We start from the raw sequence: 13,423 nt of genomic DNA, 5'->3' as shown, positions 1-13,423 counted from the left end.
CCTTTTATGAATTTCAGGGCGCAAAGTTAGGGTTTCGTATAATTTTGAACCTATAAATACAGACATAAAAAAAGTCTGTGGAACCAGACCTTTTTTACGAACACCCAATAAATATGAAGAGATTTATTTATTGACCGAAAGGTAAGGTGGTAGTTTGTTTCGAGAGTAACCAGAAGATTAACAATATGTTACTTTCTTAAAAGATGGGCTGTGGGCTTTATATTTCGGTTTTTCATTTCAATAAATATTTACTCACGTAAGTTTTGAAAAGAAAAGCTTCTCTTGTTGTTTTGACTGTTTACAAACCACTCTGAACAAATGCCGCAAGTTAATTCGCGCTACAAGGGCCCACCATTTTACTATATCAATGGCCATTTTGAAACGGTGATTCCCAGCCTTAGGCGTAAGGTGGAAGGCGTGGTTTATGAGCGGCAGCGCATTGATACACCCGATGACGATTTTCTGGATATTGATTGGATTAAGGGTGATAATGAGAAACTCTTAATCATTAGTCATGGATTAGAAGGGAATTCTAATCGGCATTATGTGAAGGGTTTAGCAAAGCTTTTCGCTCATAATGGCTGGGACGTGGTAGCCTGGAACAATCGAACCTGTAATGGTGAAATGAACCGACAGCGTATTCTTTATCACCATGCGGCCAGCTACGATTTAAGAGCTGTGGTTGAACACTGCGTAAAGGAGAAAGACTACAAAGAAGTGGCTTTGGCTGGCATTAGCATGGGCGGTGGTCAAACGCTGCGCTATTTGGGAGAAGAACCAGATTTCAAAATTCCTGAGGTAGTTAAAAAAGCAGTGGTCATTTCTGCTCCATGTGCTTTGTTAGAAAGTGCAGAAACGCTTTCTGTACGCGCCAATCGTTTATATGAGATGAAGTTTTTGGTTCGTCTAAAAGATAAAATCAGGTTGAAGGCCGAGCAATTTCCTGATATCGACATTTCGAGATTGGATGCCATTAAAACCCTCCGTGAATTTGATGAGCTGTATTCCGGTCCAATTCATGGCTTTAAAGGCAGTGACGATTTTTATCAGCATTGCGATCCCTTACCATTCATTCCGCAGATTACTCGCGAAGTGCTTATTATAAATGCGTTGAACGATCCCTTGCTCAAAGGACTGTGTTATCCTTTCGAATTGGCGGATAAAATGAGTAATCTTTATTTAGAAACACCCAAAAGAGGAGGGCACGTGGGTTTTATTCAGTCTAATGCAGAGTTTGCGTATTCCGAAGTACGAGCGCTTGAATTCTGCCAAGAATACTAATCTAAATCGATAATTCGGTATTTAGCTTTCAGCAAAACGAAAACGCCATAAGCCAAAGTACCAATAGCGATTATGGCTAGAATAATGGTTCCAAATGTGTTTTCTAGAAATTGAAAAGCATCGGTGGTATTGTTCACATCACTGGTATTTGAACTCATTGCTGCCCTAAAGGCCAAATACGCGATCACTCCAAAAACAATAGCTCTAGATGAAAATCCAGCGATCCCAGCTTTAATCAAAATGTTCTTTTGTTGCTCACTTTCAATATCTGAAGTTTTGATTTTCTTTTTATAGATGCCAGAAGTTACCAAATGAACTTGATAGCACGCTTTAACAATAAATGACACAGAGAAAATATAAAGGAAAATTACACCTAAACTACTGTTGAGTAGAGGTTCAAAGAGTTTACTATCATCGGAATTATTCCAAGGGAAAACAACCAATTTAATGGCTGAAAAACCTAGCATTCCATAGAACAGAGCACCTGTTAAATAACTAAATCGCGTACTCAATCCTTTGGCATCGCGGCCAATATCTTCAGGGTCTTTTATGGCCACAATGCATGCCCAGAGCATATAAATAAAAAGGCCAAGTGCTGTTATACTCAAAAGTACCTTACCCAATATATTAGACGCTATATACTCAAAAGCATCTGTGCTTCCTGCTTTAGTGCCACCAAGACCTAAAACGGTTAATGTGGTTAGGCCTCCAATCAGTATGTAAACAAAACCTTTAGAAGCTATTCCAAATCGAGCTAGGGTTTCTTTCAGTTTCACGTTCTTGGTTTTGAAAGGACATAAAACGCGTGAATAATGCCTGGGATAATTCCCAAAATGGTGAGCAAAAGATTGATCCAGAATGCGCTGGACAAACCTCTGTCTAACGCAACAGCCACTGGAGGAATCAAAACAGCAAGGATGATTTGTAATAAACTCATAAAGATGGTTTTTGATTTTTATGAGTAAGTACAAACAGTGTGCTTTTTAGCTTTCTAAAGTAAAGTTGAAGTCAATATTGAATTGTAAAGCATTGTTTTACAGAGAATTGAATTTTTCATTTGGAATGAATAGGTAATGCAAAGAGAATATTGAATTGACCGAAAATGTAGAAATGAAATGGTGACTTTGTGGAATTCTTTCACCATTTCATAGTCAAGGATTTCTTCTAGAATCGCTTTAAAGCTAGGTCGCTAATGGTGTTGCCAATAGATAATGAAGAGGTTGCTGCGGGGCTTGGCGCGTTACAAACGTTTATTGCATTAGTTGCTTCAATAATAGAAAAATCGTCTAACAAACCACCAGTTCTGTCACAGGCCTGAGCTCTTACGCCAGCTCCTCCATCTACCAAATCATTTTCCTGAATTTCAGGAATTAACTTTTGTAATGCCTTAGTAAAGGCAGCTTTGCTGAACGAACGGTACATTTCGCCCATTCCAGTTTTCCAATATTTCCGAGCTACTTTTTGAAAGCCTGGCCACATTAACGATTCGGTTAACTCCGACAAATTGATTTGTGACTTTGAATAGCCCTCACGGCTAAAAGCAAGTACGGCATTTGGGCCTGCTTCAATGCCACCCTTCATCATTCTGGTGAAATGAACCCCTAAAAATGGGAAGTTAGGGTCGGGAACGGGATAAATTAAATGCTTAACGAGATATTCTTTTTCGGGCTTAAGCTTGAAGTATTCACCTCTGAAAGGAATGATTTTAAGATCTACTTCATCACTGGTTTTTTTGGCCATTTTATCACTGTATAGGCCACAACAGTTTATGATTAGCGCTGTTTCGAATGTTTGGTTTTCAGTAATAACCTCAGTGATTCCGTTCGTAGAACGAATATCGGTCACTTTATGATTGAGCAGAATTTGACCGCCTAGCTGTTCGATTTTTTCAGCATATTTTAAAGCTACTTTGGTGTAGTCTACTATGCCGGTATAAGGCACGTTGAGCGCTGCAATTCCGTTTACGTGCGGCTCAATTTCCTTTAGTTCTTCTACTGAAATTCTAGAGATTTTATCAAGCCCATTCTGGAGACCTCTTTGATAAAGGTTTTCCAAAAGGGGCTTTTGAAAATCGTCTGTGGCAACCACAACTTTACCACATAATTCATAAGGTACTTCTTCGCGATCGCAGAAATCAATTAGCATTTGGTAGCCATCAATGCAATTTTTGGCTTTTAAGCTGCCTGGTTTATAATATAAGCCAGAGTGGATTACGCCACTATTGTTTCCGGTTTGATGAGCGGCCAGTTTTCCTTCTTTTTCTAAAAGAACAAGTTTGGTATTGGGCCTTTTCTCCAAAATTTGATAAGCCGTAGCCAAACCAACAATTCCGCCACCAATTACGATCGCATCGTACTTCATATATTAAAACGGTAAATCGTCAGAATCATCACTGTTTAACCAATCTGGCTCATCGCCTGCGCTTGGTGGAGGAGGTGTGTTTCCGTCTGCTTGAGGTGCACTTTGTCCAGCACTTTCTGGAGTAATTCTCCAAGCTTGTAATGAATTGAAGTATTTAACTTGCCCCTGAGGGTCAGTCCATTTTCTGCCTTTCAAATTGAAGCTTACGTTCACCGTTTGGTTTGGCTTAAAGCTGTCCAAAAGGTCACATTTATCTTGAATGGCTTCGAACTTTATAAATTCTGGGTATTGAGGGTTGTCAGCATATTCTACCACAAATTCACGCTTTCTAAAACTGGCTGATATTTGTTGGGTTTCTGATATTTCGAGCAGTTTTGCTTTAATCTCCATGTATTCAAATTTTGTTCAAAACAATTGATTAATGGCGCAACTTGCAAATCTATTTTCAATCCAAAAAGGAATAAATAGGGCTAATTGCTTGATAGAGTGTTATCTGTACAAAGCAATTGAAATTGCTTCAATCGTTAAAGATTAGTAAATACGTAAAGAGAAACGTTTTCTTTCCTGAAAATGGAAGTAGCATAAAGCGTAAAATCATCATCTTTACTAGAATTAGAGAACGATACCAGAACAAGTTTTGTGAGGAAATTTTTAATAAGCTTTATTGGTTTGTTAATGATGGCTTTAAGTCTTTCGGCTCAAGTTACTACCGAGGGAAAAGACTTTTGGCTTGGTTACTTGCATAATGTTGATGCTCTTTTTCTAGAACTCTATTTCAGTGCTGAAGATTCTACAAATGTATTAGTGCAGGCACCTGGTGCTGGTTATAGCCAAAGGATTGTAGTGAAACCTGGTGTTTCTCAAAAATTGAACTTGCCTGTTTCTCTAATGCCTACGGAAGAAGGAGTCTATAATTATGGAATCCATATTACTTCAGATCGAAACGTTTCTGTTTATGCCTTAAACAAACGCCAGTTTAGTGCCGATGCTGCTGTGATTTTGCCTACACCTGCTTTGGGGAAGGAATATTATGTAGTTGCCCATATGGAACCGCCTGAAGATCGAGAGGAGAGGTCTCGTGAGTTAGAATTTTTAGTGGTGGCTTCCGAAGATGATACGGAGATAGAAATTACTCCTACAGGAAATACTTTTGGAGGATGGCGGGCAGGAGAAACTTATACCATCACTTTAAATGCTGGGCAAACTTACCAAGTTAAATCTGAACAAGATTTAAGTGGTTCCTATGTAAGAACGGTTGGGCAAGAAGCTTCAGATTGTAAAAATATCGCAGTTTTCGGAGGAAATGTTTTTACCAATGTAGGAGGTTGTGGAGGTTTTAGAGATCATCTTTTAGAACAGATGTTTCCCGTTTCAACATGGGGTAAAAATTTCCTTTTTGTACCTTATGAAACACGTATCGGTGGTGATTATGTGAAAATTATTGCTGCTGAAAATAATACCTTGATTAATATTAAAGGCTTTACCCCGATTACATTGAATGCAGGTGAGGTTAAAATTTATAAGGCTTTAGCAGGTGTACGAACTATTTCAGCGAATAAACCCATAACGGTTGCTCAGTTTAGTAGAAGTCAGGAATGTGATGACGTGCCTTCAGATCCTTTTATGATCATTGTAAGTCCTTTAGAACAGCGGATTAAGTCTGTAACTTTCAGTGCTTTTGTTGTGCAAACCATTGAGAAGTACTACTTGACGTTAATTACAGCTTCGGATGCGGTTAACGGCATCACTTTAGATAATAATGATATTTCCAATCGCTTCACTTTTGAAGGTTCTGCAGCTTATGCTTCTTTCGAAATTAGTCAGGGAAACCATAGGCTTGAAGCTCCCAATGGAGTGATTGCTTATGTATATGGATACGGTCAGGCAGAATCCTTTGGGTATTCTGCAGGTGCAAGTTTGGAAAATCTAAATGCTCAGCTTCTTTTAGATGACCCTTTGATTACTTCGGACGCTGAATTGGGTTGTGTTAATTCCAATATTACCTTCAGAGTGCATTTTGATTTACCAGAAGGAGAAAAGCTGCGATATAGCCAATTCGATTGGCATTTTGGAGATGGCCAAATGCTTTCGGGTCAAAAGGTGAATCATACCTACACAGAGGCGGGAGAGTACACAGTTACGGTTATTGCTTCGGATGGGGGGGAGCTGTGGCAACTCTGAAACTTTTGTAAAGGAAGTTACAATCATTGATGTAGAATCGGGTGAAATGGCAGGTCCGCAATCGGTTTGTCCAAATATTTCAGATGTAGAATATACTATCGATGGCTCTGATGAAAACACCTATAATTGGATAGTTTCAGATGATGGTAGGATCACAAGTGGTCAGGGAACAAAGAAAATTCAGGTTTCTTGGGGCGGGTCAAACGACAATGCTTTTGTAAAAGTTGTTGCTCGTAATACCTTAGGATGTTTAAGTGATACGCTTTTTCTGCCGGTAAAAATCAATAAAGAATTAGAACCACCCGCACCTTTTGGAGCTTCAGAAGTTTGCTTTCTGGATTATCAAGAAGTGGCATATTATACTCCACAAACGAATGGTTCAATCTATACTTGGGAAGTTGAAGGGGGAGAATTTGTTCCGAATGGAGCTAATACTGGAAATGAGGTGAAAGTGAAGTGGAATGGGATAGGAAAGGGGCGGCTTTGGTTCTTAGAGTTTAATACACTTATTGAAGACTGTGATGGCTATTCTGATTATTTGGATGTGATCATTTATCCTGAAATAAAAACACCTGCAAAAATCACTAATGTTTCCTGCTTTGGAGGAAAAGATGGAGCTATTGAAATTGCACCTTCAGGAGGTAAGCCAGGTGAATATTCAGTTTTGTGGGAAAACGGAATGACTGGCCTTTCTATTTCTGGTCTATCTGCTGGAGAATATAAAGCAACCATTACGGATGAAGCGGGCTGTGAAGTACAGAATTCCTATATAGTCATTGAGCCACAGAAGTTAGTGATCGAAAGCCTAGAGGTATTTCCTGTAAGATGTTTTCAAGAAGCAAATGGAGGGATTTTGGTTGAGGTTTCAGGAGGAACACCAACTTTAGGCAAGTACACCTTTGTAGTTACAGGTAACGGTGAGACTATAATAGGTCCAAATCCAGATATTTCTGGGCTTAAAGCGGGTAATTATACCGTTACGGTTAGGGATTCCAAGCAGTGCGAAACTTCACAGACTTTTGTAATTACAGAACCACCTCTTTTGGAAGTGGATATTAAGTCATTCATTAATAACCCCATTTGCCCACAAGCTTCAAATGGTGAAACGTATATTGAAGCCAAAGGAGGAACCCCAGATTACCAATTCTATTGGAGCAACAAACCAGATGAAGATAACCAACAAGGAAATGATTTTTCGCAGGGTGATTATGTTTTGAGGGTATTAGACAGCAACGGTTGTGAAACAAAAATGAATTTTACCATCGAAGAAAGATTTCCAAAGTTATTTCTGCCTACTGCTTTCAGTCCGGATGGAGATGGCCAAAACGATGAATTCAAACCTGTAAATGATTGTAATTTGAATTACACGCTTCAGGTATTTAACCAATGGGGTGCAATCATTTTTGCTACTGAAGGTACCGATAAAGGTTGGGATGGAACATTTCAAGGTGCGCCCGTGCCAGCTGGGCAGTACAGCTATATCATTTTTTATTCAGGAGCTGTTAATGGAGTCAGCTTTGAAGAAACCCGCAGAGGATCTTTGAAAGTCATTCGTTAATCATACCTAGTTTTCATTCCCTTTTTATAATTTCAACATTGGACTGAAAATTTTTCATTTTGGCATTAACCGTATATAAATCCTCGGCTGGTTCGGGCAAAACCTTCACGCTTGTGAAAGAATACGTCAAGCTTTTGATAAAGCGGCCTGACGATTTCAAACATATTCTGGCCATAACCTTTACCAATAAGGCTACCGAAGAAATGAAAACCCGAATTCTGAAAGCTTTGGAAGAAATGGGAGCCGGCCATCAAACGCAGCTTTTTAAAATTCTCTGTGAAGAACTGGCCGAAGATTTAACCCCGGTTCAGATTCAGCAAAGAGCAGAAGAGGCTTATGATCTCATCATTCATAATTATGGTCGTTTTGAAGTTTCTACCATCGATAGTTTCTTTTCTCGGGTTTTAAAATCCTTTGCCAGAGAGCTGGATTTGCCGCTGAGTTACGAAGTTGAAATGAATACTGCCCTAGCCTTGCAAGAGGCTATGCAAGAGCTTTTCAAGAGTTTGGACGAAAATCCAGAAGTCAGGCAGTGGCTTACACAATATGCCAAAGAGCAAATTGAAAACGATAAATCCTGGAATGTAGATCAGCAAATCGAAAAGCTAGGGAATAACCTTTTTCGCGAAGCTTTTCAAGATGGCTTCGAAGATTTGAAACTTAGTTATGAAGACTTAAAAAAAGTCATCGAGGCTTTAAAGGCTGAAGTAAAAACCTTCGAAAATCAGTACAAAGCTTTGGGTGAAAAAGCACTGTCTGAAATGGAGAAGAACGGTTTCACTTTTAAAGATTTTCATTTTGCGGCTTCTGGTGCAATGGCTGCTTTTAATGCAATCACAAAGCTGGAAACTGATATTGATACGAAAAGTAGATTTAATCAAACCATGGCTGGAGATATGCCTTGGGGAGCTAAAAAGAGTCCGCATTTCGAGCAAGTTAATCAACTGGGCGAAACGGTTCTGCATGCTTTAGGAACAGAAGCTCTCAACATGATTGAGCATAAGCTGTTGGATTATAACACTGCCAAAGCCATTTTGAAAAATATTTATGCTTTTGGATTGCTAGAAGAATTAAATAAGCATTTGAAAAGCTATAGAGACGATCAAAATGTAATGTTGATTTCAGATACAAACATTATTCTGAAGGACATTTTACAGCAAGCCGATGCCCCTTTTATTTTCGAAAAGCTGGGGAGTTTCTACAAGCATATTATGATTGATGAGTTTCAGGACACTTCAAATTTTCAATGGAGCAACTTGAAGCCTTTGGTGATTAATGCACTTTCCGAAGGAAATGAAGTGCTGATTGTGGGCGATGTGAAGCAATCCATTTATCGTTTTAGAGGAGGAAACATGCGACTGTTGCTCTCTGAAATAAAAGAAGAATTGGGTGCTTTTTATCCTCCTGAAGCCGATCGTGTTTTGAGTGATAATTGGCGAAGCTTAAGTCGTATTGTATCATTTAACAATGCACTTTTTAGCAAACTTCCAGAAGCTCTGGGTGGTATTGATGAATTGAAAGATACTGCTCTTTTTACCCAAGCTTACGATCAGCATGAACAGCAAATTAAGGGAGCTGAAGGTGGATACGTTCAAATGAGGTATTATACTGCTGAGGAAGAAAATGAAACTTGGCAGCAGCAGGCCATAAATGATTTGCTTGGTCAAATTCATGACAATTTACAAAAGGGATTTTCGCTCAGCGATATGCTCATTTTGGTAAATCGAAATAAGGATATTGCTGAAATTGCCAATGCTTTGCTCATGGAACGTATTCCATTTATCAATGGAGATTCTCTGAAACTTGAGCAAAGCGAAGCTGTTCAGTTTGTGCTCGAACTGCTCCGATACCTTCAGTCCGATCGAGATGAGGTTTTAGTATTAAATCTTATCACTCTCTTTTTCAGATTGAAAGATGTGCCCGAACAAGCGGTTATGCTTCGGGCCAAAGGAGAAAGAATGACCTTAGAACAGGCTGGTTTTCCTGCTGTTTTTTTAAAAAGGCAATATGAGCTTAAGCAGTATGCGCTTTTCGATTTGGTGAGTGAGTTGCTTTTAATCTTTGAATTTGAGAGCAAAACAGATATTTATCTTCAGCAATTGCTCGATGTGGTTTTAGAACAATCCAATCGAGGTGCTAATTCCATCAATACATTTTTAGAATGGTGGGAAAAGGAAGGAGAAGATAAAACCGTAGCCACAAGTGAAAAAACGAATGCGATTCGTATTCTTTCCATTCATAAATCCAAAGGTTTGGAAGCGCCTATTATTTTCATTCCATTTGCGAATTGGGATATGTTGCCCAACCCAACTATTCACCAATTTTGGACAAAAAATGTTCCTCAGGCTTACCAAAACCTACAATACATTCCGCTTGATTTTAGCCGAAGAACGCTGGAGAAGTCACACTTTCAGACCGACTTTTACAATGAAGCCATTGAAAGTGCGCTAGACGTTTTGAATAAAACTTATGTGGCTTTTACCAGGCCGCGCGAAAAGCTGTACTTATCGGCTCCATTGATCAAAAATACCAAAGGAGCTAAAAATATCCATGGTTTGCTGTTCCCCTTGCTTTCTGAAATGGGCTTGACACTTCGTGAAGAATCGGGCTTTGTGCAATTCAGTTGGGGAGATGATGGCCATAGATTGGGCTCGGGAGAAGAGATTGAAAAATCGATCGCGATGAAGGTTTACCCACAGATTTCATTTTTGAATCAGCTCACCATTCGGAATGATTCAGAGCGTTTCTTTATGCTCCAACAAACCTCTGAGGCTCAAAATATCAACTTAGGAAATCAGGTGCACGAAGTTCTTTCTGCCATTCGCATCAAGGAAGATTTGGATATGGTATTGCGTCAGTTTTTGCAAGCCGGTGATTTGAATGCTTCTTCTTCTGAAATTGTAAAGGAAAAAATCACCAAACTTTTCAATGACGATCACATCAGGCTCTGGTTTTCTGATGAATACGAAGTGTATAACGAACGAGAAATTTGGTTCGATGGAAAGGTTCACAAACCCGACCGGCTTTTAGTAAAGGGTAAAGAAGCTGTTGTGATTGATTATAAAAAGGAAAAGGAAAGTCCGGCTCACGATGAGCAAGTGAAAAGGTATATGAAAGCCATGAAAGGTTTGGGTTATGAACAGGTTTCTGGCCATTTAATTTATGTTGAACCTGTTGTTGTGAAGGAGGTGAAATTATGATGAGGACTTTCCATCACCTGGTTGTCGATCAAATCCAAGAAAGTGATTTGCAGCTTTTAAAGAGCCAATGTTTTGTGTTTCCTACCAAAAGGGGAGGCGTATTTTTTAAGCGTGCTTTGCTGCAAAAATATGGTCATCAGGATTTTATGCTGCCCACAATTTATAGCATCGAAGACTTCGTGCAACGGATGACAGGCCTGAGCATAACCGATGAGCTGACGCTGCTTTTTCACCTGTTCAAAATTTATCAAACCCGCGAGAAGGATTTAGAATTCGATGCTTTTTATGCCTGTGGCAAAGTGATTTTGAAGGATTACGATGAAATAGATCGCTATTTGGCCGATGCTAAGCAAATCTATTCAGCGCTTCAGAATATTAAGGAAATTGACCACGTATTTGGTTACAACGATGAGTTCAGGGAAATCATTTCACGCTTTAGAACCCTCACCGAAAAGCAAGAAAAAACCAAACTGCTGACTGAGTTCCTCAAAATCTGGAAAGAAGTAGGTTCGGTTTATGAAGATTTTCACGGTGAACTTCTCAAAGAAGAGAAAGCCTATGGTGGTATGCTCTACCGAAACCTGGCTTCGGTACTTAGCCAAGATCACTTCGATCACCCTTTCGACTATTATCATTTCTGTGGTTTTAATGCCCTTTCGAAGTCGGAAGAAGTTATTTTCGATGCACTGGTGAAAGCCAAAAGAGCTCAGCTCTATTGGGATATTGATGGCTACTTTATGTCTGAAAAGAAGGAAGAAGCTGGTGATTTTATGCGTGAGTATCAGGCCAAATGGCCCGATAGTGTTTGGTTCGATGCCAATTCACTGGATGAACCTAAGCAGGTTGTTGTTCATTCTGCACCTCAAAATATGGCCCAAGCTCATTTGGCGGCAAAGCTGGCAGGCGAACTGATTCATCAAGGTGCTAAGCCTGAAGAAACAGCCATTGTGTTGGCCGATGAAAAATTGCTAGTACCATTTCTATATGCCATGCCTTTGCACGATCAAAAGGTGAATGTTACAATGGGTTACCCCATGCGTTCAACTATTGTCTTTGATTTCGTGCTGAGTTATTTGGAGCTGATGCGTAAGGCTCAAAAAACAGAAAATGGCTTGGTTTTTCACACTTACGACCTTCGCCCTTTTTTATCGAATGCCTATACTGCCATTTTTCATGAAGGAATTTATCAGCAATTAAACGACTGGTTTGTTCGTGAAAAGAAAACGAAAATCACGCTTGCTGAGCTTCTTTTAAAGATTCAATCTACGGAATTGAAAGCTTTGTTGAGTGCAAATCAGAATTGGGACAACATAGCGCTGGCCTTAAAGAATTACTTGACTTCCTGTTTTTATGATTTTAAAGAAAAGGAGGCTGGCCTAACCGATCGTGAGTTCATTTACTTCTTTTTTAAATCGCTTAACCAGTTCAATGAATACCTGAAACAAAAGGGAGAATTTTCTTTAAGGCTGATTAAAAAGATAATTCAGGAGCATTTTAGGGCTGTGAAAATTCCTTTTGAGGGCGAACCTGTACTGGGCATTCAGGTAATGGGTTTTCTGGAAACCAGAACTTTGGATTTCAAGCATTTGATTGTGGTTTCGGCAAACGAAGGCAAATTGCCAACTCCTCGAAATCTGAATTCATATATTCCTTACGGCTTAAGAAAGGTTTTTCAATTACCAACCTTCGAAGAGCAAGAAGCCATTTATGCTTACCACTTCAAGCGCCTATTGCAGCGAGCAGAAGATGTGCATTTTATTTATGATAATACCACGCAAGGTGATTCTACAGGTGAAAAAAGTCGTTTCATTCTGCAACAGCTTAAGCGGTATAAAAAGCTAGAGCACTATTCAATTACAGAGAAATCTTATGAAGGAGTTGTGCCTGAAACCTTGAATTCAACGGAGGTTACAGTGGAAAAAGGGGAGAAGGTATTCCAGCTGCTAAATCGTTTTGTGGAGGGTACTGAAGAGGGTAAGTTTTTGTCGCCAACTTCTTTAACCAATTACATTACCTGTCCATTAAAATTCTACCTAAAAAATGTGGCTAGCTTTAGAGAACTGGACGAAGTTGAAGAAGATATCGATGCCCGAAATTTGGGAATTGTGGTTCACGAAGTGCTAGAATTCTTGTATCAGCCATGGGTGAACCGAGAAATTACTGCAGAGCAAATCAGACTTTTAAAAGGGCTGGTAGAAAAGCAACTTGTAGATTCGCTCGAACGCAATAAAATTATTCAAGAAAATCAGCAATTGTCTGGACGCGATTTGGTAACCAAACAAGTGATGGAGCAGATGATTCAGAAGGTTCTAGACCTGGATATTCAAGATGCTCCTTTTAAAATTATCGGCCTAGAGGAAGAGCAGTTCGAAACTCTAATTTCTGTTGAACGGCAAGGTAAAGTACGGGTAAGCGGCACCATTGACAGAATGGATGAAAAGAATGGCGAACTCAGAATTACCGATTACAAAACAGGTAAAGTAGAACTGGTGGGCAAAAAACTAATGCTCAGTGATACCGATGCTTACATTGAGAAGTATTTTGAAGACCCAAAATACAAATCTGGTTTTCAAGGATACCTGTATGCTGTTTTAACGCAATGGCATTTTTCCATGCCGGTGAAAGTGAGGATTACAAGCATGCGGAAGTTGAGCGAAGGCACAAAATGGCTGAGAGATGGCGCAACCATACCAGAAAATGTGATTGATGTTTATCGAAATAGACTATCAGCTTTGGTCAAGGAGATCTACAATCCAGAAATCTCCTTTTACCAAACCGATGACCTTAAACGCTGCGAATATTGCGAATTTCAACAGTTGTGTAGAAGGAATGGCTAACTTGA

General features: G+C 39.4%; 9 protein-coding genes. 5 read left to right on the top strand and 4 right to left on the bottom strand.

Annotated elements, in window-relative coordinates; translation table 11 throughout:
- The first annotated feature begins 318 nt into the window (after positions 1–318).
- Positions 319–1,281, top strand: coding sequence for a YheT family hydrolase (locus ACXACJ_RS09210; RefSeq protein ID WP_475134072.1), 963 nt, complete (start codon positions 319–321; stop codon positions 1,279–1,281).
- Here the strand turns inward: ACXACJ_RS09210 and ACXACJ_RS09205 are convergent.
- The 4 genes from ACXACJ_RS09205 to ACXACJ_RS09190 all read right to left on the bottom strand — a co-directional run bounded on the left by ACXACJ_RS09205 (position 1,278) and on the right by ACXACJ_RS09190 (position 4,032).
- Complete coding sequence (locus ACXACJ_RS09205; protein WP_475134071.1) at positions 1,278–2,057, bottom strand: DUF1206 domain-containing protein; 780 nt, start codon at positions 2,055–2,057, stop codon at positions 1,278–1,280. The genes ACXACJ_RS09210 and ACXACJ_RS09205 overlap by 4 nt on opposite strands.
- Positions 2,054–2,218, bottom strand: coding sequence for a YqaE/Pmp3 family membrane protein (locus ACXACJ_RS09200; RefSeq protein ID WP_475134070.1), 165 nt, complete (start codon positions 2,216–2,218; stop codon positions 2,054–2,056). Before ACXACJ_RS09200 ends, ACXACJ_RS09205 begins: the two co-directional genes overlap by 4 nt.
- Before the next feature lie 227 nt (positions 2,219–2,445).
- Positions 2,446–3,642 (bottom strand): L-2-hydroxyglutarate oxidase, encoded by a 1,197-nt coding sequence (gene lhgO, locus ACXACJ_RS09195; RefSeq protein WP_475134069.1) that lies wholly within the window; start codon positions 3,640–3,642, stop codon positions 2,446–2,448.
- A gap of 3 nt (positions 3,643–3,645) precedes the next feature.
- A complete protein-coding gene (locus ACXACJ_RS09190; protein WP_475134068.1) occupies positions 3,646–4,032 on the bottom strand; it encodes a DUF3127 domain-containing protein in 387 nt (128 codons plus the stop codon).
- Between the two features lie 249 nt (positions 4,033–4,281).
- Between ACXACJ_RS09190 and ACXACJ_RS09185 the strand changes: the two genes are divergently transcribed.
- From ACXACJ_RS09185 to ACXACJ_RS09170, 4 genes are read left to right on the top strand one after another with little or no spacing between them, the layout of a single operon-like run.
- Positions 4,282–5,823, top strand: coding sequence for a PKD domain-containing protein (locus tag ACXACJ_RS09185; protein WP_475134067.1), 1,542 nt, complete (start codon positions 4,282–4,284; stop codon positions 5,821–5,823).
- Positions 5,824–5,869: 46 nt separating this feature from the next.
- Positions 5,870–7,381, top strand: coding sequence for a T9SS type B sorting domain-containing protein (locus tag ACXACJ_RS09180; protein ID WP_475134066.1), 1,512 nt, complete (start codon positions 5,870–5,872; stop codon positions 7,379–7,381).
- 59 nt (positions 7,382–7,440) lie between these two features.
- Entirely contained in the window at positions 7,441–10,581 is a 3,141-nt protein-coding gene (locus tag ACXACJ_RS09175; protein WP_475134065.1) for a UvrD-helicase domain-containing protein, read from the top strand.
- Positions 10,578–13,418, top strand: a complete 2,841-nt coding sequence (locus ACXACJ_RS09170; protein ID WP_475134064.1) for a PD-(D/E)XK nuclease family protein — start codon at positions 10,578–10,580, stop codon at positions 13,416–13,418. The genes ACXACJ_RS09175 and ACXACJ_RS09170 overlap by 4 nt, the downstream gene beginning before the upstream one ends.
- Positions 13,419–13,423 lie beyond the last annotated feature (5 nt).

The sequence above is a fragment of the Roseivirga sp. AWQ4_251 genome, assembly GCF_056158225.1.
This window is presented reverse-complemented; position numbering and strand designations above follow the sequence as displayed.

Coding starts and splice junctions, on each gene's coding strand:
- ACXACJ_RS09210 (WP_475134072.1), top strand. CDS start 319: ATGCCGCAAGTTAATTCGCGCTACAAGGGCCCACCATTTTACTATATC.
- ACXACJ_RS09200 (WP_475134070.1), bottom strand. CDS start 2,218: ATGAGTTTATTACAAATCATCCTTGCTGTTTTGATTCCTCCAGTGGCT.
- lhgO (WP_475134069.1), bottom strand. CDS start 3,642: ATGAAGTACGATGCGATCGTAATTGGTGGCGGAATTGTTGGTTTGGCT.
- ACXACJ_RS09190 (WP_475134068.1), bottom strand. CDS start 4,032: ATGGAGATTAAAGCAAAACTGCTCGAAATATCAGAAACCCAACAAATA.
- ACXACJ_RS09180 (WP_475134066.1), top strand. CDS start 5,870: ATGGCAGGTCCGCAATCGGTTTGTCCAAATATTTCAGATGTAGAATAT.
- ACXACJ_RS09170 (WP_475134064.1), top strand. CDS start 10,578: ATGATGAGGACTTTCCATCACCTGGTTGTCGATCAAATCCAAGAAAGT.